The 21,306-nt window shown below is 74.9% G+C and carries 20 protein-coding genes; 10 read left to right on the top strand and 10 right to left on the bottom strand.

Annotated elements, in window-relative coordinates; translation table 11 throughout:
* Positions 1-164 precede the first annotated feature (164 nt).
* Positions 165-542 (top strand): DUF1844 domain-containing protein, encoded by a 378-nt coding sequence (locus tag ACFWU6_RS20280; protein WP_383982295.1) that lies wholly within the window; start codon positions 165-167, stop codon positions 540-542.
* Positions 543-623: 81 nt separating this feature from the next.
* On the opposite strand, the gene ACFWU6_RS20285 is transcribed toward ACFWU6_RS20280, so the two are convergent.
* The 3 genes from ACFWU6_RS20285 to ACFWU6_RS20295 are packed head-to-tail and all read right to left on the bottom strand — an operon-like array spanning position 624 to position 3,382.
* The gene (locus ACFWU6_RS20285) at positions 624-1,364 is read right to left on the bottom strand and encodes an SseB family protein (protein ID WP_383805297.1); all 741 of its coding nucleotides are present in this window, start codon (positions 1,362-1,364) and stop codon (positions 624-626) included.
* Between the two features lie 21 nt (positions 1,365-1,385).
* Positions 1,386-2,597: a type VII secretion-associated serine protease mycosin gene (gene mycP / locus ACFWU6_RS20290; protein WP_383982297.1), complete on the bottom strand. Its 1,212-nt coding sequence runs from the start codon at positions 2,595-2,597 to the stop codon at positions 1,386-1,388.
* On the bottom strand, positions 2,594-3,382 hold the full coding sequence (locus tag ACFWU6_RS20295) for a hypothetical protein (RefSeq protein ID WP_383982299.1): 789 nt from the start codon (positions 3,380-3,382) through the stop codon (positions 2,594-2,596). Before ACFWU6_RS20295 ends, mycP begins: the two co-directional genes overlap by 4 nt.
* A gap of 355 nt (positions 3,383-3,737) precedes the next feature.
* Here ACFWU6_RS20295 and ACFWU6_RS20300 point away from each other — a divergent pair, with 355 nt between their 5' ends.
* A complete protein-coding gene (locus ACFWU6_RS20300; RefSeq protein ID WP_383982301.1) occupies positions 3,738-4,940 on the top strand; it encodes an amino acid deaminase/aldolase in 1,203 nt (400 codons plus the stop codon).
* Positions 4,941-5,016: 76 nt separating this feature from the next.
* Here ACFWU6_RS20300 and ACFWU6_RS20305 read toward each other — a convergent pair whose 3' ends face one another.
* The 3 genes from ACFWU6_RS20305 to ACFWU6_RS20315 are packed head-to-tail and all read right to left on the bottom strand — an operon-like array spanning position 5,017 to position 8,602.
* Positions 5,017-5,808 (bottom strand): 3-oxoacyl-ACP reductase, encoded by a 792-nt coding sequence (locus ACFWU6_RS20305; RefSeq protein ID WP_383805304.1) that lies wholly within the window; start codon positions 5,806-5,808, stop codon positions 5,017-5,019.
* Between the two features lie 6 nt (positions 5,809-5,814).
* Complete coding sequence (locus tag ACFWU6_RS20310; RefSeq protein ID WP_383805306.1) at positions 5,815-7,179, bottom strand: aldehyde dehydrogenase family protein; 1,365 nt, start codon at positions 7,177-7,179, stop codon at positions 5,815-5,817.
* Between the two features lie 58 nt (positions 7,180-7,237).
* A complete protein-coding gene (locus tag ACFWU6_RS20315) occupies positions 7,238-8,602 on the bottom strand; it encodes a glutamine synthetase family protein (protein ID WP_383805308.1) in 1,365 nt (454 codons plus the stop codon).
* Positions 8,603-8,679: 77 nt separating this feature from the next.
* Between ACFWU6_RS20315 and ACFWU6_RS20320 the strand changes: the two genes are divergently transcribed.
* From ACFWU6_RS20320 to ACFWU6_RS20330, 3 genes are all read left to right on the top strand, one after another.
* Positions 8,680-9,426 (top strand): FadR/GntR family transcriptional regulator, encoded by a 747-nt coding sequence (locus ACFWU6_RS20320; RefSeq protein WP_383805310.1) that lies wholly within the window; start codon positions 8,680-8,682, stop codon positions 9,424-9,426.
* 141 nt (positions 9,427-9,567) lie between these two features.
* On the top strand, positions 9,568-11,037 hold the full coding sequence (gene eat / locus ACFWU6_RS20325) for an ethanolamine permease (RefSeq protein ID WP_383805312.1): 1,470 nt from the start codon (positions 9,568-9,570) through the stop codon (positions 11,035-11,037).
* A 46-nt stretch (positions 11,038-11,083) separates the two neighbouring features.
* Entirely contained in the window at positions 11,084-11,803 is a 720-nt protein-coding gene (locus ACFWU6_RS20330) for a gamma-glutamyl-gamma-aminobutyrate hydrolase family protein (RefSeq protein WP_383982303.1), read from the top strand.
* Positions 11,804-11,952: 149 nt separating this feature from the next.
* Here the strand turns inward: ACFWU6_RS20330 and ACFWU6_RS20335 are convergent, their stop codons facing one another.
* Complete coding sequence (locus ACFWU6_RS20335; RefSeq protein ID WP_383805315.1) at positions 11,953-12,879, bottom strand: LysR family transcriptional regulator; 927 nt, start codon at positions 12,877-12,879, stop codon at positions 11,953-11,955.
* Between the two features lie 70 nt (positions 12,880-12,949).
* Between ACFWU6_RS20335 and ACFWU6_RS20340 the strand changes: the two genes are divergently transcribed.
* Positions 12,950-14,134, top strand: coding sequence for a TDT family transporter (locus tag ACFWU6_RS20340; RefSeq protein ID WP_383982305.1), 1,185 nt, complete (start codon positions 12,950-12,952; stop codon positions 14,132-14,134).
* A gap of 160 nt (positions 14,135-14,294) precedes the next feature.
* On the opposite strand, the gene ACFWU6_RS20345 is transcribed toward ACFWU6_RS20340, so the two are convergent.
* Both ACFWU6_RS20345 and ACFWU6_RS20350 read right to left on the bottom strand, forming a co-directional pair.
* The gene (locus ACFWU6_RS20345; protein ID WP_383805330.1) at positions 14,295-15,023 is read right to left on the bottom strand and encodes a helical backbone metal receptor; all 729 of its coding nucleotides are present in this window, start codon (positions 15,021-15,023) and stop codon (positions 14,295-14,297) included.
* Entirely contained in the window at positions 15,020-15,664 is a 645-nt protein-coding gene (locus ACFWU6_RS20350) for a helix-turn-helix domain-containing protein (RefSeq protein ID WP_383805319.1), read from the bottom strand. Before ACFWU6_RS20350 ends, ACFWU6_RS20345 begins: the two co-directional genes overlap by 4 nt.
* A gap of 285 nt (positions 15,665-15,949) precedes the next feature.
* Here ACFWU6_RS20350 and ACFWU6_RS20355 point away from each other — a divergent pair, with 285 nt between their 5' ends.
* The 4 genes from ACFWU6_RS20355 to ACFWU6_RS20370 all read left to right on the top strand — a co-directional run bounded on the left by ACFWU6_RS20355 (position 15,950) and on the right by ACFWU6_RS20370 (position 20,590).
* Complete coding sequence (locus tag ACFWU6_RS20355; protein ID WP_383982323.1) at positions 15,950-16,855, top strand: 5'-3' exonuclease H3TH domain-containing protein; 906 nt, start codon at positions 15,950-15,952, stop codon at positions 16,853-16,855.
* Between the two features lie 49 nt (positions 16,856-16,904).
* Positions 16,905-17,744, top strand: a complete 840-nt coding sequence (locus ACFWU6_RS20360; RefSeq protein WP_383805321.1) for a siderophore-interacting protein — start codon at positions 16,905-16,907, stop codon at positions 17,742-17,744.
* Between the two features lie 260 nt (positions 17,745-18,004).
* Entirely contained in the window at positions 18,005-19,591 is a 1,587-nt protein-coding gene (locus ACFWU6_RS20365; protein ID WP_383982307.1) for a serine hydrolase, read from the top strand.
* A gap of 18 nt (positions 19,592-19,609) precedes the next feature.
* The gene (locus ACFWU6_RS20370; RefSeq protein WP_383982309.1) at positions 19,610-20,590 is read left to right on the top strand and encodes a pseudouridine synthase; all 981 of its coding nucleotides are present in this window, start codon (positions 19,610-19,612) and stop codon (positions 20,588-20,590) included.
* On the opposite strand, the gene ACFWU6_RS20375 is transcribed toward ACFWU6_RS20370, so the two are convergent.
* A complete protein-coding gene (locus tag ACFWU6_RS20375; RefSeq protein ID WP_383982311.1) occupies positions 20,587-21,246 on the bottom strand; it encodes a TetR/AcrR family transcriptional regulator in 660 nt (219 codons plus the stop codon). The two genes, ACFWU6_RS20370 and ACFWU6_RS20375, sit on opposite strands and share 4 nt — an antisense overlap.
* Positions 21,247-21,306: the final 60 nt, after the last annotated feature.

Raw genomic sequence — 21,306 nt, forward strand, 5'->3', positions numbered from 1 at the left:
CGGAACGATGGATACCGCCTGACCGGATGACCCGCCGCCCCGGAGGGCAGTCAGGTGGGAGATCGGAGCCTCCACTTGTGGGCCGGGCACAGCAGTGTCCGGCCGGTCGATGTACATACTAGCACCCGCGTTGCAAGCCCGCCGCACGGCATATCGTGGTCCGCATGACTGACGCGACACCCCCCACCGACACCGCTGCCGACGCCTCCCCCGACTACGACGCCATGACCCGCGACATCGCGGAGGTCCCCGCGGTCGAGGTGATCACCACGGTGGCCGTACACCTGCTGAGCGCCGCGGCGGTCAACCTGGGCCTGGACAAGCCGGACTCGCAGTACAAGGACCTGGATGAGGCCCGCAAGCTGATCACGGCCCTGGCCGGCCTGGTCACGGCGAGCGCCACCGAGATCAGCTCCTTCCATGCGGCCCCGCTGCGGGACGGCCTGAAGTCCCTCCAGCTCGCCTTCCGCGAGGCCTCGGTCGTCCCGGACGAGCCGGGCCAGGGCCCGGGCGAGAAGTTCACCGGTCCCGTCTTCGGCTGATCCCGTCCTCGGCCGATCCCGCCCTCGGCTGATCCCCGCACACGCCGGGCCGCCGCCGGCGGCCCGGCCGGCGGGCCGCGGTCAGCGGGTGAACAGCGGTTCGCCCGCCGGCGCCGGGGCGTCGGCGGGGAGCAGGGCCAGGTCCAGCCCGCGCACCAGGCGCGCCCGCAGGACCGGGTCCGCCGCCAGCGCCTCGGCGACCCGCCGGGCCGCGGCGGAGGCCCGCGCGTCGGCGGGCAGGACGATCGCCAGGGTCCCGTCGGAGTCCGCGCCGCCCGGGCCGAGATGGGCGCGCAGGACGGCGGGCTCCGCGGACACGGCCGCCCGTACGGCCTCCCGTACCGCGGGGTCGGCCAGCGGTCCCGCGTCCGTGCGGCCCTCGGCCAGCGCGAGCAGCGCGGAACCGGTCAGCTGGTAGGCGACCGGGCCGGCCAGGTCCAGGACCAGGGTGTCGGCCTTCTCGTGCGCGGCGGCCGCCAGGGCCTGGTGCAGCGGGACCGCCACCGGCCGGGCCGCCGGGTCCCACAGCGCCAGCGAGGCGATCGACGTGAAGGCGGGGAGCGCCCGGCGGTCGCCCGCCCGCAGGGTCGGGACGGCCATGTCACTGGTCTTCTCGCGCTTCAGCCCGGTCTCCGGGTCCGTCTCCACCTCGCCGAGGACGGCGACCACCGGGACCAGCAGGCGGGCGCCCTTGAGGGCGGCCAGCACCTCCGGCTCCTTCGCCCGGTCCTGGGCCCACGCGGCCAGGGCCGCGGTCAGCCGGGGGTCGGCGCTGCCGTCGTCGTCGGAGAAGCCCGGGTCGGGAATGTTCTTGTTCGCCATGTTCGCCACAGTTCCCCGACCCTACTGTGCCGGGTACGGCTCCCCGTCCCGCCCCCTGGGCCCGCGCCGCGGACGCCTGGTCAGTACGGCGGCCAGGACGAGCAGCGCCGCACCCGCCACCGCTGCCTCCGGCGCGCCGAACCGGGCCCTGCGCTCGGGCGGGCGGGCGGGCTCGGGCCCGGGGCCGAAGTAGGTGCGTCCGGCCGGGGCGGGCGCGGGCACCGGCGCCTGCGGCAGCATCGCGTCGGCGGCCTGGAGGGCGGCGGCGGGGTCGACGGTGCCGTGGCCGCGCGCGTCGTCGCGGCCCGCGGCGGGGCTGTCCGAGGCGGTGTCCTCCAGCAGCTTCTTGATCTGCGCCGGGGAGAGGTCCGGGTGGGCGGCCCTGACCAGGGCCACCGATCCCGAGACGAAGGCCGCCGCCGCGCTGGTGCCCCAGCCCTCGTAGTACGACCGGTCGGGGTCGGCGATGACCACGTCCACGCCGGGAGCGCTGACGGTGGCGTACCAGTTGCGCGTGGAGAAGGCGGCCTTGCGGCCCCGGCGGTCGACGGCGGTGACCGCGATCACCCCCGGGTAGGCGGCCGGGTAGGAGACGCGGTCGCCGCTCTCGCCGCCGTTGCCGGCGGAGGCGACGACGACGACGCCCTTGGCGAGGGCGTACTGGACGGCTTCGTCCTCCCCCGCCTCGTGGTGGGCGGAGTCGCTGTCGTCGCCGAGGGACAGGTTGATCACGTCGGCCCCGTGGTCGGCGGCCCAGCGGATGCCCTCGGCGAGCGCGCCGCCCTTGCTCTCGCGGGCTTTGGCGCGGCCCGGGTCGCCCTCCTCCAGGATCACCCGGACGGGCAGGATCTTCGCCTGCGGCGCCACTCCGAGGACGCCCTGGCCGCGGCTGGGTCCGTGGCCGTGCCCGGCGATGATGCCGGCCATGGCGGTGCCGTGGCGGGCCCAGGAGCGGTCCCCCCGGCCGGCGCCCATTCCGATGAGGTCGGTGCCGGCGAGGACCTGGCCGGCGAGGTCGGGATGGGAGTCGTCGACCCCGGTGTCGAGGACGGCGACGGTGACGCCGTCGCCCCGGGTGGTGCCCCAGGCCTCCTCGGCGCGCAGGGCGAGCAGGCCCCACTGGCGGTCCCGGATGGTGTCCGCGGCGGCGGGGGCCGGCGAGGCGGCCAGGAGGACCGCGGTCGCCGTGAGGACGGCGGCGACGGGTCCGAGTGCGGGGCGGGGGCGGCTCATCCGGCGGGCTCCGGGGGTGCGGGCGGGGCGGCGAGCGTCCGCAGGGCGGCTCGGATGCGCCCGGCGACGGCGTCGGCGTCGTGGCCCAGGCCCGCCTGGGCCACGGACCCGGTGGCGTCCTTCTCCATCGCTTCCTTGGCGGGGCGGGGCGCGTCCACGGAGCGGCCGTCGGCGAAGGCGGAGACCGTGTAGAGGACGACGGGGGCCTCGGCCAGTGCGGACGCGGTCCAGGCCGCGCGCTGGGCGTCGGTGAACCCGTACGCGGGCGGGGCGGGGAGCCGCGCCCCGGCCGCGGCCAGGGCGGGCGCGTCGGCGGGGGTGAAGACCATGCCGACGGTGATCAGGGAAGAGCGGGTGGCATCGGTGTAGGCGGCCCGGAGCACGCGGGTACAGCCGGTGGCGGCGAGCAGCGCCCGCCACTCGGCGGAGAGCGCGGCCGGGCAGTCCGCGTCGGGCGCGACGGCGATCCGGGTCCAGGTCCGGTCGGCGCCGCCCGGGCCGGCCGCGGGGCCGTCGAGGACGGTGGGGAAGAGGCTGTCCACGGGCGCGGCGCGCCAGAGCGAACCGGCCTCGCGGTAGGCGGCGTCGGGGGGCGGGGGCCGGTGCGCGTCGCGGTGGTCCGCCCAGGCGCCGACTCCGGCGCCGCCGAGGAGGCCGGCCCCGAGGAGGCCGCTCAGGACGGCGGCGAGGACCCGCCCGGGGTGGCGGCGGCGCGACGGCGCGTGCGGGGGCGGGAAGGGTTCGGGCTCGCCCGGCAGCGCGGTCCGCGGTGTCGTCGTGGTCATCCGGCGGCTCCGCCCCCCGTTCCGTACGGCTGCCTGCCCGTACTCTACGGCCCCCCGCGGCCGGGCCGCCGACCCCGTGCCCCATCGCGGCCGGCGGCCCGCCACCGGCGGTGCGGGAGCGGGTGTGGCGCGGGCCGTCGGAGCGTGCTCGGGCCGCCCAGGACCGGGGCGGAAGCCGGGGAACCGTCGACCGCGGCGGTCAGGACGGCACCACGCCCGGCACCGGCCGTCGGAACGTGCTCGGGCCGCCAAGACCGGGGGCGGAAGCCGGGGAACCGTCGACCACGGCGGTCAGGACGGCACCGGCTCCGCCGCCCCCTACCCACCGGTAGAGCGGTCTGGCAAGCTGCCGCCCATGAACTCCCCCGCCGCCGACCGGGCCCGGTACGACCGGGCGACCGCGCACCTCGACGCGCCGCTGGCCGTCGTGGACCTCGACGCGTTCGACGCGAATGCCGACGACCTCGTGCGCCGGGCCGGCGGGAAGCCGGTCCGGGTGGCCAGCAAGTCCGTCCGGTGCCAGGTGCTCCTCGAACGGGTCCTGGCCCGGCCCGGGTTCGCCGGGATCATGTCGTACACCCTCGCCGAGTCGCTCTGGCTGGCCCGTTCCGGCTTCGAGGACGTCCTGCTGGCCTACCCGTCCGCCGACCGGGCCGGTTTCGGCGAGCTGGCCGACGACCCCAAGCTCGCCGCGGCGGTGACCGTCATGGTCGACGACCCCGCCCAGCTGGAGCTGATCGACCGGTCCCGCGCCGGCGGCGCCCAGGAGGTCCGCGTCTGCCTGGAGCTGGACACCGCCCTGCACCTGTTCGGCGGCAGGGTGCGGGTGGGGGCCCGGCGTTCGCCGCTGCGCACGCCGGAGCAGCTCGCCGACCTGGCCCGTACGGTCTCGGCCCGGCCCGGGTTCCGGGTGGTGGGGCTGATGGGGTACGAGGGTCACGTCGCGGGGGTCGGGGACGCGCTGGCCGGACGGCCCCTGCGGTCGCGGGCCATCCGGCTGATGCAGGGCGCGGCCCGCAAGGAGCTCGCCGCCCGGCGCGCGGAGGCGGTTCGGGCCGTCCGCTCGGTCGTGCCGGACCTGGAGTTCGTCAACGGCGGCGGCACCGGCAGCGTGCAGCAGACCGCCGCCGAGGACGCGGTGACGGAGATCGCCGCCGGGTCGGGGCTCTACGTGCCGCGGCTGTTCGACAACTACACGTCCTTCCGGGGGCGCCCGGCGGCGCTGTTCGCCCAGCCCGTGGTCCGGCGCCCCGGTGTGGGGGTGGTGACGGTGCTCGGCGGCGGCTATCCGGCCTCGGGGGCGGCCGGCCCCGACCGGCTGCCCGTCCCGTACCTGCCGCAGGGGCTGCGCTACGACCCGCAGGAGGGCGCCGGCGAGGTGCAGACGCCCCTGCTCGGCAGCCCGGCCGACGACCTGCTGATCGGCGACCGGGTGTGGTTCCGGCACGCGAAGGCCGGGGAGCTCTGCGAGCGCTTCGACGCGCTGCACCTGGTCCAGGGGGACCGGGTGACGGCCACCGCCCCGACCTACCGGGGCGAGGGCCGCACGTTCCTCTGAGTCGTCCGGCACACCGAGTCGGTCGGCCACGGCGGCGGCGTCCGCGGGCGGGGCCACCGGGCCGTCTGCGAGGGGCCTACAGCGGGGTGACGTACGCGCCGGAGATGCCGCCGTCGACGACGAAGTCGGCGGCGTTGACGAAGGAGGAGTCGTCGCTGGCGAGGAAGGCGACGGCGGCGGCGATCTCCTCGGCTTCGGCGAAGCGGCCGACGGGGATGTGCACGAGGCGGCGGGCGGCGCGCTCCGGGTCGCTGGCGAAGAGCTCCTGGAGCAGCGGGGTGTTGACCGGCCCCGGGCACAGGGCGTTGACGCGGATGCCCTCGCGGGCGAACTGCACGCCGAGCTCGCGGGACATGGCGAGGACCCCGCCCTTGGAGGCCGTGTAGGAGATCTGCGAGGTCGCGGCGCCCATCAGGGCCACGAAGGACGCGGTGTTGATGATGGAGCCGCGCTTCTGGGCCTGCATGTAGGGCAGGGCGGCCTTGCAGCACAGGTAGACGGAGGTGAGGTTGACGTCCTGGACCCGCTTCCAGGCGTCGAGGCCGGTGAGGAGGATCGAGTCGTCGTCGGCGGGCGAGATGCCCGCGTTGTTGAAGGCGATGTCGACGGAGCCGTAGGTGTCGTGGGCCGTCTTGAAGAGGGCGTCGACCTGCTCCTTGTCGGTGACGTCCACCTGGACGAAGAGGCCGCCCACCTCGTCGGCCGCGGCCTTGCCCGCGGCCGGGTCGATGTCGGCGCAGACGACGTCGGCGCCTTCGGAGGCGAGCCGGCGGGCGGTGGCCAGGCCGATGCCGCTGCCGGCTCCGGTGATGACAGCGGTGCGGCCGACGAGGCGGCGGCAGATGATCGCTTCGGTGCGGTCGGTCATGGTGGTTCAGGCCTCCGTGCTGATGAAGACGTTCTTGGTCTCGGTGAAAGCGGTGAGGGCGTCGGGTCCGAGCTCGCGGCCGAGCCCGGACTGCTTGTAGCCGCCGAAGGGGGTCCAGTAGCGGACGCTGGAGTGCGAGTTGACGGACAGGTTGCCCGCGGCGACGGCGCGCGAGACGCGCAGCGCACGGCCGATGTCGCGGGTCCACAGGGAGCCGGAGAGCCCGTACTCGGTGGCGTTGGCCAGGCGTACGGCGTCCTCCTCGTCCTCGAAGGGCAGGACGACGGCGACCGGGCCGAAGACCTCCTCGGCGGCCACCGGGGACGTCGGGGCGGCGTCGGTGACGAGGGTGGGCGGGTACCAGAAGCCGGGGCCCTCGGGGGCGGTGCCGCGGATCGCGGCGAGGTCGTCGGTGACGTAGGACCGTACGCGCTCCAGTTGCGCCCGCGAGATCAGCGGTCCCATCTGGGTCTTCTCGTCGGCCGGGTCGCCGACGACGACGCCCTCGATGCCGGGGGCGAGCAGTTCCAGGAACCGGTCGTAGGCGGAGCGCTGGACGAGGATGCGGGTGCGGGCGCAGCAGTCCTGGCCGGTGTTGTCGAGGAAGGCCATGGGGGCGGCCGCGGCCGCCGCTTCGAGGTCGGCGTCCGCGAAGACGATGTTGGGGCTCTTGCCGCCGAGTTCGAGGGTGACCCGCTTCACCCGGTCGGCGCACTTGGCCATGATCTGCTTGCCGACCCGGGTGGAGCCGGTGAAGACGATCTTCGCGACGCCCGGGTGCTCGACGAGCGCGTCGCCCGTGACCTCCCCTCGGCCGGGGAGCACCTGGAAGAGGTGCTCGGGGAGCCCGGCTTCGAGGGCCAGTTCGGCCAGGCGCAGGGCGGTGAGCGGGGTGGTCTCGGCGGGCTTGAGGACGACCGCGTTGCCGGCGGCCAGGGCGGGTGCCAGGCCCCAGGCGGCGATGGGCATGGGGAAGTTCCAGGGGGCGATCACGCCGATGACGCCGAGGGGTTCGAGGAAGGTGACGTCGATGCCGCCGGCGACGGGGATCTGGCGGCCGGAGAGCCGCTCCACTCCCCCGGCGGCGAAGTCGAGGAGGTCGCGGACGTTGCCGGCCTCCCAGCGGGCGTTGCCGATGGTGTGGCCGGCTTCGCGGACCTCCAGCTGCGCCAGCTCCTCGATGTGGCCGTCGACGACGGCGGCGAACCGGCGGAGCAGCCGGGCCCGGTCGGCGGGGGCCGCCGCGGCCCAGCGGCGCTGCGCCGCGGCCGCTCTGGTGACGGCGGCGTCGACGTCGTCCCGTGTGGCGGCCGGGACGGTGGCGACGATTTCCTCGGTGGCCGGATTCAGGACTTCCAGCGCATCGGACACGTGGTGCCTCGCAGACGTTCGAAGGTGTGCACGGGTGCGGAGACCGCGGGCGGGGCGGTTACAGGCGTTCGAAGGAGCGCCGCAGCTCCCAGTCGGTCACCGCGGAGTCGTAGGCGTCGAGCTCGACGCGGGCCATGTTCCGGTAGTGGGCGACCACTTCGGGGCCGAAGGCGGCCTTGGCGATCTCGCTGTTCTCCCAGAGCTCGGCGGCTTCGCGCAGCGTGGTCGGCACGTGCGCGTAGTCGGCGGTGTAGGCGTTGCCCGCGCAGGCCTCCGGGAGCTCCAGCCGGTGCTCGACCCCGTGGAGCCCGGCCGCGACCAGGCCGGCGACGGCGAGGTACGGGTTGACGTCACCGCCGGGGAGGCGGTTCTCGAAGCGCATGGAGCGGCCGTGGCCGACCACCCGGAGGGCGCAGGTCCGGTTGTCCGCGCCCCAGGCGACCGCGGTCGGGGCGAAGGAACCCGGCCGGAAACGCTTGTACGAGTTGATGTTCGGGGCGTAGAGAAGGGAGAAGTCGCGCAGCGCGGCCAGCTGGCCGGCCAGGAAGTGTCGCATCACCGGTGACATTCCGCCCGGGCCGTCCCCGGCCATCGCGTTGCGTCCGTCGGTGTCGTTCAGCGAGAGGTGGATGTGACAGGAGTTGCCCTCGCGCTCGTCGTACTTGGCCATGAAGGTGAGCGAGACACCCTCCTGGGCGGCGATCTCCTTCGCCCCGGTCTTGTAGACGGCGTGCTGGTCGCAGGTGGTCAGCGCCTCGTCGTAGCGGAAGGCGATCTCGTGCTGGCCGAGGTTGCACTCCCCCTTGGCCGACTCGACGACCAGGCCGGCCGCCTGCATCTCGTTGCGGATACGGCGCAGCAGCGGCTCGACGCGGCCGGTCCCGAGGACGGAGTAGTCGATGTTGTACTGGTTGGCGGGGGTCAGGCCGCGGTAGTTGGCGTTCCAGGCCTGCTCGTAGGTGTCCTGGAAGACCATGAACTCCAGCTCGGTGCCGACCATCGCGGTGTATCCGTGCTCGGCGAGGCGCTCCAGCTGGCGGCGCAGGATCTGCCGGGGGGCCGCGATCACGGGCGAGGCGTCGCTCCAGGCCAGGTCGGCGAGGAGGAAGGCGCTGCCCGGGTTCCAGGGGACGCGGCGCAGCGTGGCGAGGTCGGGGTGCATGGCGAAGTCGCCGTAGCCCCGGTCCCACGAGGACATCTCGTAACCGTCGACGGTGTTCATGTCGGTGTCGACGGCGAGGAGGTAGTTGCAGCCCTCGGTGCCGTGCGCGAGGACCTCGTCGAGGAAGAACTGTGCGGCGAACCGCTTGCCTTGGAGCCGCCCCTGCATGTCGGGGAAGGCCAGGACCACGGTGTCGATCTCGCCGCTGGCGACGAGGGAGCGGAGCTCCTCGGGCGCGAGCGGCGGCTTGCGGTCTACCACGGGAATCTCTCCTTCGGTGAGCCGAGGGGGCCTAAGGTATTGAATAGAACCATTGCTTGGGAAGGGGAGGGGGCAAGATGACCGACACGGCGAGCGAGGGCCCTGCCGCCGCACGGCTGAATCCCGTGCTGCGACAGGTGCGGGCGGGCAACGGTTTCGAGGAGGCGCTGGAGCAGATCCTCCAGGTGGTCCGGCTCGGCCTGGTGCCGGGCGGCGAACGGCTCCCGCCCGAGCGCGAGCTGGCGGAGCGGATGGGCATCAGCCGCGTCACCCTGCGCGAGGTGCTGAAGGTGCTCCAGGACCAGGGACTGGTGGAGTCCCGGCGGGGGCGGTACGGCGGAACGTTCGTCCTGGCCCGCCCCGACACCCCGGCCGGGAGCGCCGAGGAGGAGCTGCGCCGGCGCGTCGCGGGGGTGGACATCGAGGACGCCCTGCGGTTCCGCGAGGTACTGGAGGTGGGCGCGGCCGGGCTGTGCGCCGCGCACGGGCTGACAGAGGAGGGAACGGAGCGGCTGCTCGCCGCCCTGGCCGCGACCCACGACGCCCCGCTCGCCGACTACCGCCGCCAGGACACCCTCTTCCACCTGACGCTGAGCGAACTGGCCGGATCCGCCACCCTGACGGCCCAGTACGCGGCGGTCCGGGCGACCGTGAACGACCTGCTGGACTGCATCCCGCTGCTGGTGCGCAATCTGGAGCACTCGCAGCAGCAGCACACCGCGCTGGTGGAGTCGGTGCTGGAGCGGGACGCGGACGGGGCGCGCGAGACGATGCGCGAGCACTGCTGCGGCACGGCGGCCCTGCTGAGGGGGTTCCTGGCCTGATCCGATCCCCCGGTGGCGCGTTCCGCGCGCCACGGGCCGAGAGGCCTTCGTAACGTCTGTTTAACGCAGGGGTCTTGCGTACTCCACTCCACTGCGGCAAAGGTACGCCCCACAACCATTGCCCCGAGGCAGGAGCGCACGATGGCCGACGACATCGAGGCACGGCTGACAGCCGTGCCCGCATCCCCCGGTTCCCCCGGGGGCGGCGACGACTACCTCAAGCGCCGCACCCTGCGCCGCGGCAGCGCCGGCTGGCTGCTGCTCACCGGCCTCGGCGTCGCGTACGTGGTCTCCGGGGACTTCTCCGGCTGGAACGTGGGGCTGGCCAAGGGCGGCTTCGGCGGCCTGGCCATCGCCACCGTCCTGATGGGCGCGATGTACGCCTGTCTGGTCTTCTCCCTCGCGGAGCTGTCCACCATCCTGCCCACGGCGGGCGGCGGCTACGGCTTCGCCCGCCGCGCGCTGGGCCCCTGGGGCGGCTTCCTCACCGGCACCGCCATCCTCATCGAGTACATCCTGGCCCCGGCGGCGATCGTCATCTTCATCGGCGACTACGTGGAGTCCCTCGGCCTCTTCGGGCTCACCTCCGGCTGGCCGGTCTACCTCGCCTGCTTCGCGGTGTTCATCGGCGTCCACCTCTGGGGGGTCGGCGAGGCGCTGCGCTTCAGCCTCGTGGTCACCGCCATCGCCGTCGCCGCGCTGCTGATCTTCGCCGTGGGCGCCTTCACCGAGTTCGACGCCGACCGCCTGAACGACATCCCGGTCGACGCGGACGCCCTCGGCGCGAACTCCTGGCTGCCGATGGGCCTCCTGGGCATCTGGGCGGCCTTCCCCTTCGGCATGTGGTTCTTCCTCGGCGTGGAGGGCGTGCCGCTGGCGGCCGAGGAGGCCAAGGACCCGGTCCGCTCCATGCCGAAGGCGCTCTCGATCTCCATGGGCATCCTCGCCGTGCTGGCCCTGATCACCTTCTTCGCGGCGACCGGCGCGCAGGGTGCGGACGCCGTCAAGTCGGCGGGGAACCCGCTGGTGGTGGCGCTGGAGGGGACCGGTGACCCGACCGCGCTGAGCCGGTTCGTCAACTACGCGGGCCTCGCCGGCCTGGTGGCCTCCTTCTTCTCGCTCATCTACGCCGGCTCCCGCCAGCTCTTCGCCCTGTCCCGGGCCGGCTACCTGCCGCGCTTCCTCTCCCTGACCTCGCGCCGAAAGGCCCCGTACCTCGGCCTCGTGATCCCCGGGGTGATCGGCTTCGCCCTCGCGGCGGCCACCGGCGACGGCGCCCGCATGCTCAACATCGCGGTCTTCGGCGCGACCATCTCGTACGCCCTGATGGCCCTCTCGCACATCGTGCTGCGCCGCCGGGAGCCGGACCTGGACCGGCCGTACCGCACCCCCGGCGGGATCGCGACCTCCTCGACGGCCTTCGTCCTCGCGCTCTCGGCGCTGGTCGCCACCTTCCTGGTGGACAAGGACGCGGCGTTCATCGCGCTGGCCGTGTACGCCGTGGCCCTCGCCTACTTCGCGTTCTACAGCCGGCACCACCTGGTGGCCTCGGCGCCCGAGGAGGAGTTCGCGGCCCTCGCCGAAGCCGAGGCGGAGCTCTCCCGCAAGTGAAATCCTGTCCCCGTCCCAGAGCGCTCCCGCCCCGGAGGTGGAGTACGTGACCAGGCCGCTCATCGGCATCAGCACCTACGTGGAGGAGTCCGCCCGCTACGGCGTGTGGGACGTCCCGGCGGCCCTGGCCCCCTCCGGGTACCACGAGCTCGTCCAGGCGGCGGGCGGGGCGGCGGTCCTGCTCCCGCCGGACGACCCGGGGCGGGCGGCGGAGGTGCTGGGCCGCGTGGACGGCCTGGTCGTCGCGGGCGGGCCGGACCTGGACCCGGTCCACTACGGAGCCGCCCGCGACCCCCGTACGGGCGCCCCCGCGGCGGTGCGGGACCGCTGGGAGCTCGCCCTGATCGACGCCGCACTGGCGGGCGACGTGCCCCTGCTCGGGATCTGCCGGGGCATGCAGGCGCTGAACGTCGCCCTGGGCGGCACCCTCGTCCAGCACATCGACGGCCACGTCGGGGCTCCGGGGGTGATGTCCCGGCACCCGGTCCGCCCGGTCCCGGGCACCCGGTACGCGGCGCTGGTCCCGGAGGAGGCGCAGGTGCCGACCTACCACCACCAGGCCGTCGACCAACTGGGCCGGGGCCTGGTCGTGTCTGCGGAGGCGGTGGACGGGACGGTCGAGGCGATCGAGCTTCCCGACCCGCGGCGGTGGGTCCTGGGCGTCCAGTGGCACCCGGAACGGGACACGGACACGCGCGTGATGTCCTCCCTGATCGCAGCCGCCGGCCTGCGCGCGGCCCTCCACGCGCCGACCCCGGTGAGCTGACCCCGGCGGGGGTCAGGACCGCCCCGGCCCGGCGGGGGCCAGGACCCGGCCCCGGCGCGGCGGAGGCCAGGACCCGACCCCGGCCCGGCGGAGGCCAGGACCGCCCCCTGCCCAGCGGGAGCCAGGACCGGCCCCCGGCCCGGCGGGGGTCAGGGCGCCGGTCGGCGGGTCAGGGACAGCAGGTCGCGGGCCGGGCCCGCCGGGCGCGATCCGGCGGGCCAGACGGCCCGCAGCTCCCGACCCAGCCCGGCCCCGGCCACCGGCACCTCCACCAGCCGCCGCGCCGCCAGTTCGTCCCCCACCGCCAGCTCCGACAGCACGCACGGACCGGCCCCGCTCAGCGCCGCCGCCTTCACCGCCGTGGTCGACGCCAGCTCCAGCAGCGGCTCGGCGAGCCCCCCGCATCCGGCCAGTGCCGCGTCCAGCACCTGCCGCGTCCCGGACCCGCGCTCCCGCAGGATCAACGGCGCGGAGGCCAGCTCCTGCGCGGCCACGCCCTTGGACCGGCGCGCCCACGCGTGCCCCGGCGCCACGGCCACCACGAGCCGGTCCTGCGCGATCACCGCCGAGTCCAGCCCCTCCGGCGCCGTCAGCCCCTCCACGAAGCCGAGGTCCGCCTCGTGCGCGAGCACCCGCTCGGCGACGTCCGCGGAGTTCCCCGCGTGCAGCGAGACCGCCGTGTCGGGCCGCTGCCCGCGCAGCGCGATCAGCCACCCCGGAAGCAGGTACTCGGCGATGGTCATGCTCGCGGCCACCCGCAGCCGCGAGTCCCGCCGCCCCCGCAGCGCCTGCGCGCCCGCGTCGAACGCCTCCGCCGCCTCCACCACCCGCCGCGCCCAGTCGGTGACCAGCGCTCCCTCCGCCGTCAGCGTGGAGCCGCGCGGCGAGCGGTCCACCAGGGCCACGCCCAGCCGCGTCTCCATCGCCCGGATGCGGCTGCTCGCCGCGGGCTGGGTGATGCCCAGCCGCCGAGCCGCGCCGCTCAGGCTGCCGACCCGCGCGACCGCGAGCAGCAGTTCCAGCGCGCCCAGGTCCGGCACCCGGTGCGCCAGCGGAACCCACTCCTCATTACCCATAACATCAGTTTATGGCCTCATAGGGAGATGACCTCTGCCGCCCGGTCCGCCCCCGCCCGACCCTGGAGCCATGGCCACCACCCTCGTGCGACCCCGCACCCGCACCACCCCCGCCGGGAGGACCGCCCCCCGGGCCCACGAGGCCCTGCGGCACCTCGGGCCGAACTGGTACGCCTGCGTCATGGGGACGGCGATCGTCGCGACCGCCGGCGCGACGCTCCCCTACCAGCTCCCCGGCCAGCGCGTGGCCTGCCAGCTCGTCTGGGCGCTGTCCGCCGCCGCCCTCGCCGTCCTGCTCGTGGCGCGCGCCGGGCACTGGATCCACCACCGGGACCAGGCGCGGGCCCACCTGCTCGACCCCGCCGTCGCACCGTTCTACGGCTGTCTCTCCATGGCCCTGCTGGCCGTGGGCGGCGGCGCCCTCATCGTCGGCAAGGACCTCATCGGCCTGAGCGCCGCCGTCGCCGTGGACGCCGTGCTGTTCACCGCGGGCACCGCGACGGCCCTGCTGACGGCCGTGGCCGTGCCGTACCTGATGGTGGTGCGCCACACGGTCGAGGCGGCCCGGGCCACCCCCGTCTGGCTGCTTCCCCTCGTCGCGCCGATGGTCTCCGCCGCGCTCGGACCGCTGCTCATCCCCCACCTGCCCGCCGGCCAGCCCCGCGAGGCCATGCTGCTGGGCTGCTACGCCCTCTTCGGCCTCAGCCTGCTGGCCACCCTGCTGATGCTCCCCCTGGTCTTCGGGCGGCTGCTCACGGGCGGCCCGCTGCCCCTGCCGCTCACCCCGACCCTGTTCCTGGTCCTGGGCCCCCTGGGGCAGTCGACCACCGCCGTGAACCAGCTCGCCGACATGGCCCCCCGGTCGATCGGCGCCCCCTACGCCGGTGCGCTCGGCGCGTTCGCCGTGGTCTACGGGGTCCCCGTGATGGGCTTCGCCCTGCTGTGGCTGGCCCTCTCCGCGGCCATGCTCGTCCGAGCGGCCCGGGGCGGCATGGGCTTCTCCATGACCTGGTGGGCACTGACCTTCCCCGTCGGCACCTGTGTCACCGGCGCGGCCGGACTCGCCCGCCACACCGGCCTGACCGCCTTCGCCTGGCTCGCCGCCGTCCTGTACGCCGCCCTGCTGGCGGCGTGGCTCGCGGCGGCGGCCCGCACCCTGCACGGCCTGTCCACCGGCCGCCTCCCCGCGGCTCCGGGCGCACCCGCCGCGCCGGGCCGGAGCCGATCACTCCGCTCCCGGCCGGACGGAAGCTGACGGGCCCGGGGCGGCACCGGGCGCAGACCCGGAGCCGCCGGAGGACGGCCCGGAGGAAACGAGCGCGGGCCGGCGCGGGTCCGTACGGCTCAGCGCGGGTGGGTACCGGTCGGCAGAGGTCCGTACCCGTCGGCAGTGGTCCGTACCGGTCGGCGCAGGGTCAGTACGGTGCGCGCAGGGACCGCGCCAGTACTGCCGGGGCCTGCGCCAGCGAGGGGCCGTACCAGGTCAGGTGGCGGCCGGAGACCAGTGCGGCGGGCAGTCCTGGGAAGGCCTCCGGGCCGTCCCCGGCCGTGAAGCGGTACGGCTCGTCCGGGAGCACCACCAGGTCGCAGCCGCTCGCGGCCAGCTCCTCGGCCGGGACGCGCGGGTAGCGCTCCGCGTGTCCGGCGTACGCGTTGCGCACCCCCAGCCTGGCCAGCAGGTCCCCCGCGAAGGTGTCGCGGCCCAGCACCATCCACGGCCGCCGCCACACCGGCACGAAGGCGGTCAGGAGCTCCGCCGGCTCCGTCCGGGCCCACGCGGATTCGGCGTCCGCCAGCCACCCCGGCCTCTTCAGCCCCAGTACCCCCACCAGCACCCGGTCCAGCTCCCGGATCGCCTGCGGCAGGTCCCGGACCTCGGTGACCAGCACCTCCAGTCCGGCCGCGCGCAGCGCCGCCAGGTCGGGGGCCCGGTTCTCCTCCTCGTTGGCGATCACCAGGTCGGGGCGCAGCTCCGCGATCCGCCGTACGTCCGGGTTCTTCGTCCCCCCGATCCGCACCGCGTCCCCGAGGTCCCCGGGGTGCGTGCACCAGTCCGTGGCCCCGACCAGCAGACCCGGTGCGCTGACCGCCACCGCCTCGGTCAGCGACGGCACCAGCGAGACGACCCGCCGCACGCCGCTCAGCACCCGGGCGACGGCGGCTCGGACGTGGCGTGGATGTGCTCGCCGACCGCGACGACCAGGATGCGGGTGTCCTCGGTGACGGCCCGCCAGCGGTGCCGTACGCCTCCGGACAGGAACAGCGCGTCCCCGCTCTCCAGCCGGTACGCCCGGCCCTCGGCCTCCACCTGGCAGGCACCCGCGACCACGTACATCAGCTCGTCGTTGCGGTGCTGGTACTCCCGGCCGGCGTCCTGGTCCCCGGTGAACTCCAGCGCGTGCAGCTGGTGGTGGCCGCGCACGAGGGGCCGTACGCCCGGGACCGGGGTGAGCGCGGAGTCGTCCCCGGCCCGTACGAGGTCCACGGTACGGGCGGTGTCGGAGGCGGCCAGCAGTTCGACGGCCGTGGTCTCCAGCGCGTCCGCGACACGTTCCAGGGAGCGCATGCTGGGACGGGCCCGCTCGTTCTCTATCTGGCTCAGGAAGGGTACGGACAGGCCGCTGCGCGCCGAGACGGCCGCCAGCGTCAGCTGGAGCGCGCGGCGCCGCTTGCGCACGGCCACGCCCACCCGGAGCGGCTCCTTGCCGTCCTTGTCCTTGTCCTTCTCCCTGCCCTTGTCGTCCCTGCCGTCCGGCGTTTCGTCCGTGCCGTCCCTGTTGTTCATGTCGGGGCTGCCCTCCCCTTGTCCGTCGCACATCGGTGTGCTGTAAGCACCTTACGCAGCAACCGTCCCCGGTTTCGCGTGCACGGGACCACTGGTCCCACGGCAGGTGATGCCCCGGCTGCACCCGGTCACCTTCCGCGGCCGGCGACGGGCCCGCCACGGTACGCCCGCCCGCTGGAGGACCGCTGGGGCGCGGCCGGGCCGTCCGGACCGGCGGGGGCCCGTACGCCCCCGGCCCGGGGGGCCCGTTGCGGCATCATCGTCTGCGTGACGACACGACGCCTGATGCTCCTGGACACCGCCTCCCTCTACTACCGCGCGTACTTCGGCGTGCCGGACTCCGTGAAGGCCCCCGACGGCACCCCGGTCAACGCCGTGCGCGGGCTGCTCGACTTCATCGGCCGCCTGGTCCAGGACCACCGGCCGGACGATCTGGTGGCCTGTATGGACGCCGACTGGCGGCCGCACTGGCGGGTGGAGCTGATCCCCTCGTACAAGGCCCACCGGGTCGCCCGGGAGACGGAGACCGGCCCGGACCTGGAGGACACCCCGGACACCCTCGCGCCGCAGGTGCCGATCATCGAGGCCGCGCTGGACGCCTTCGGCATCGCCCGCGTGGGGGTCGCGGGGTACGAGGCGGACGACGTGATCGGCACGCTCACCACCCGTGCGACCGGCCCGGTGGACATCGTCACGGGCGACCGCGACCTCTACCAGCTGGTGGACGACGCCAAGCGGCGGCGGGTGCTCTACCCCCTCAAGGGGGTCGGCACCCTCCAGATCACCGACGAGGCCTGGCTGCGGGAGAAGTACGGCGTGGACGGCCCCGGCTACGCCGATCTCGCCCTGCTGCGCGGGGACCCCAGCGACGGCCTGCCCGGCGTGCCCGGCGTCGGCGAGAAGACCGCGGCGAAACTGCTCGACGCCTACGGCTCGCTGGCCGGGATCATCGCCGCGGTCGACGACCCGAAGTCGAAGCTGACGCCCGCCCAGCGCACGCGCCTGGACGAGTCCCGGCCGTACCTGGCGGTGGCCCCGAAGGTGGTCCACGTCGCCTCTGACGTCCCCCTGCCCCCGTTCGACCCGGCGCTACCGACCGCTCCGGCCCAGCCGGAACTGGTCGACGCGCTCGCACGCCGGTGGGGTCTGGGCGGCGCCGTGTCGCGTTTGAGCGGCGCGCTGCGCCCCTGAGATGCTAACTTAGGTCATCCTAAGTTTCTGGGGAGTCAGGGGAGACACCGTGGCAGAAGGACGCGCCCGCGCAGTCGGCACCGCCGTCGTCGTACGCACCGAGCGGCTCACCCCGCACATGGTGCGGATCGTGCTGGGCGGTGAGGGTCTGGCCGGATTCGGCGCGGGCGAGTTCACCGACCACTACGTCAAGCTGCTGTTCCCGCCGCAGGGCGTCACCTACCCCGCGCCGTGGGACCTGGAGCGCATCCGCGCCGACTTCCCCCGTGCGCAGTGGCCGCGCCAGCGCGCGTACACCGTACGGGCCTGGGACCCGGTGCACCGTGAGTTGACGCTGGACTTCGTCGTCCACGGCGACGAGGGCCTGGCCGGCCCCTGGGCGGCGCGCGTCCAGCCGGGCGAGCTCGTACGCTTCCTCGGCCCGGGCGGCGCCTACGCCCCGGACCCGACGGCGGGCTGGCACCTGCTGGTGGGCGACGAGAGCGCCCTGCCGGCGATCGCCGCGGCAATGGAGCGGATGCCGGCGGGTGCGCGGGTGCACGCCTTCGTGGAGGTCGGCGGCCGGGCCGACGAGCAGAAGTTCGCCACTCCCGACGGAACCGTCCCGGTCTGGCTGCACCGCGGCGACCGGCCGATCGGTGAGGCCCTGGTGGAGGCGGTCACCTCCCTGGACTTCCCGTCGCAGGACGTCCACGCCTTCGTCCACGGCGAGGCGGGCTTCGTGAAGGAGCTCCGCCGCCACCTGCGCATGGAACGGGGCGTCCCGCGCGAACGGCTGTCGGTCTCGGGCTACTGGCGCCTGGGCGAGACGGACGAGGGCTGGCGCGCGATCAAGCGCGACTGGAACGCCGCGGTGGAAGCCGAACAGGACCACGCCACGGCCGCCTGACCCACCGAACTCAGCCCGCCGTCGCGTGCGGCGCGGAGCCCGGGGCGGCACCGGACCCCGGCCGCCACCACCCGCCGCACCCCGCCCCGGTACCGGACCCCGAACCCAGCCCCGCCGGGCGAGCCCCGGTACCGGGGCCCCAACTCAGCCCCGCCGGCGTTTGAGGCGCGGGGTCCGGGGCGGAGCCCCGGCGGCGGCGCCCGCACGACCCGGCGGGGCCACCCCGCGCGCATTCACCCGTACGGCGGGACAATGTCCCCATGCGTACGCTCCGCGCACTCGGCGCCGCAGGGGCCGCGATCCTCCTGACCGCAACGGCCGCCACGGCGTCACCGGCACCGGCATCGGCATCGGCATCGGCGGTCACCGTCCTGCCCACCGCCCCCAGCCCACCCCCCGCGCCCCGCCCCCGGATCACCGACGCCCAGGTCGACGCGGCCGTCGCCCGCCTCGACCGGACCGTCGAGGACATGATGCGCCGCACCGGCGTCCCGGGGATCTCCGTGGCCGTCGTCCACAACGACGAGGTCGTCCACCTCAAGGGCTTCGGCGTGCGCCGCGTCGGCGACGCCGCCGCAGTCGGCCCCGACACCGTCTTTCAGATCGCCTCGCTCTCCAAGCCGGTCTCCTCCACGGTGGTCGCCGGCACCCTCACCTCCCCCGACCAGTGGGACCGGCACGTCACCCTCCCCGGGTTCTCCCTCAAGGACCCTTGGGTCACCGGGCACGTCACCACCGCCGACCTCTTCTCCCACCGCAGCGGCCTCCCCGACCACGCCGGCGACCTCCTCGAAGACCTCGGCCACGACCAGGCGTACGTCCTGGACCACCTCCGCCTCCTGCCCCTGTCCCCCTTCCGCGCGAGCTACGCCTACACCAACTTCGGCCTGACCGCCGCCGCCGAGGCCGTCGCCCGCGCCAAGGGCACCACCTGGCAGCAGCTCAGCGCGGACACCCTCTTCGAGCCCGCCGGGATGACGCACACGAGCACCGAGTCCTCCGCCTTCGCGCAGGCCCCCGACCGCGCCGCCACCCACGTCAAGAACCCCGACGGCACCTGGAGCGCCCGCTACGTCCGCGACCCGGACGCGCAGTCCCCCGCCGGCGGCGTCAGTACCACCGCCCGCGACCTGTCCCGCTGGCTCCGGCTCCAGCTCGCCGAGGGCACCCTCGACGGGCGGCGGATCGTCCCGGCCGACACCCTCGCCCGCACGCACGTCCCCGAGATCGTGTCGCAGCCGCCCTCCGGCCCCACCGCCCGGACCGGCTTCTACGGACTCGGCTGGAACGTCGCGTACGACGACGCGGGCCGGCTCCGCCTGAGCCACTCCGGCGCCTTCCAGCTCGGCGCCAACACCAACGTCACGATGCTCCCCCTGGAGGAGCTCGGCATCGTCGTCCTCACCAACGGCGCACCCGTCGGCGTTGCCGACGCCGTCGCCCTCGACTTCTTCGACTTCGCCGAGCACGGCAAGGCCACCGCCGACTGGCTGGAGCTGACCGCCGCGCTCTACGCGCAGATGGACGAAGCGGGCCGGTCCCCCACCGACTACGCCCGCCCGCCGGCCGGCGCCGCGCCGGCGCAGGACAGCGCCGCCTACACCGGGACCTACGACAACCCGTACTACGGCAGGCTCACGGTGACCGCGGACGCCAAGGGCGCGCTCACCCTCTCCCTCGGGCCGAATCCCCTGCGCTTCCCGCTCACCCACTACGACGGGAACGTCTTCAGCTTCGAGACCACCGGCGAGAACGCGGTCGGCCGCACCGGGGTGACCTTCGGCGACGGTACGGTCCGCGTCGAGTACCTGGACGCGGAGCACCTGGGCACCTTCACCGAGCAGTAGCCGCATAGCCTGTCCCCGATGAGACGCAGAGCCCAGCCGCCCCCCTCCCCCCTCCCCCAGCGCGCCGGCATCGATCCGGTCCGGCTGCGTCTGCCCGCCGACCCGGACCCCGGCCGGACCGATCTGGGCACCTACCTCGCAGCCCACTACGCGGGCGGGCCCGGCGCCGAGGCCGTCGCCCGGCTGCTGGCCGCCGGCGAGGTCGTCGGCGAGGGCGGACGGGTCCTGCACGCCCGGGACCCGTACCAGCCGGGAACCCACCTGTGGTTCCACCGCGACCTCCCGGCCGAGGCGCCGGTGCCGTTCCCGATCCGCGTCCTGCACCGCGACGCGCACCTGCTCGTCGTCGACAAGCCGCACTTCCTGGCGACCACCCCGCGCGGCAGCCACGTCACGCAGACCGCCCTGGCCCGGCTGCGCGAAGAGCTGGACCTGCCCGCCCTGAGCCCGGCGCACCGGCTGGACCGGCTGACGGCGGGGCTGGTGATGTTCAGCGTCCGGCCCGCCGACCGCGGCGCCTACCAGCTCCTCTTCCAGGACCGGCGGGTGCACAAGGAGTACGAGGCGCTCGCCGCCCACGATCCGTCGATCGCCCTCCCGCGCACGCTCCGCAGCCGCATCGAGAAGACCCGCGGGGTCATCGCGGCGGCCGAGGTCCCCGATGCCGTGCCCAATGCCGAGAGCCTCATCGAACTCACCGGGACGGCGGGCGGGCTGGGCCGCTACCGGCTGACCCCGCGCACCGGCCGCACCCACCAGCTGCGCGTGCACATGAACAGCCTGGGCCTGCCGATCCTCGGCGACCCGGTGTACCCGCGGGTCACCGATCCGGCCCCGGACGACTACCGCAGGCCCCTCCAGCTCCTGGCCCGGGTGCTCGCGTTCACCGATCCGGTCACCGGCGCCGCCCACCGCTTCGAGAGCGGCCGCACCCTCCAGGCCTGGCACGACCGCGCCGCCTGGGAGGCGGGCACCCCCGCCGAGGACGACAGGGCCTAGGCGGTCCCCGCCCCGACGCCCGCGATGCGCAGCGCCGCGTCGGCCGTCGCCTCGGCGAAGACGGCCACCGGTCGTGCGGGAGCGGCCCGGTGGATCAGCATGGCGCCCTCGACCAGGCCGAAGACGAGGTCGTTGCGCAGCGCGAGCCCGGCCCGGTCCCCGGCGAGTTCGGCTCCGGCACAGGTGCCGTCGAGCAACTCGCGGTACGCCTGCCTGAGTTCGGCCCGCATCCGGTGGAACCGGGCGAACCGCGCGCCGCCGACCTCGGGCAGCAGGTAGAGCGCGCCCAGGTTGTACGGTCCTGCGCACAGCAGCAGCACGTCGGAGCGGCACAGCTCCCACAGCCGCCGGGCGGCGGGCCGGCCGGTGTCGGCGAGGAGCTGCCGGGCCAGCGCCAGCGAGGGGGCGGCCGTGGACTCGAGGAGCTCGGCGAGGATGTCCTCCTTGCCGGCGAAGTAGTGGTACATCGTCGCCTGGCGCATGCCGGCCCGCTCGGCGACCACCCGCGTGGTGGTGGCGGCGTACCCCTGGACGGTGAACAGCTCGGCCGCCGCGCGCAGGAGCTCCTCGCGCGGCGGCCGTCCGCTCTCCGTCCTCAGCCGGTCGGCGCGCGGCCGACCGACCCGTCTCGGACCTTCGTCCACTGCGCCGCTCATGGGCCGATCGTCGCACAGCGCACACCGATTCGATCATGGCAAGAGATCAGACCGGGCCGC

The sequence above is a fragment of the Streptomyces sp. NPDC058674 genome, assembly GCF_042716505.1.
In the GTDB taxonomy this organism is placed as follows: domain Bacteria; phylum Actinomycetota; class Actinomycetes; order Streptomycetales; family Streptomycetaceae; genus Streptomyces.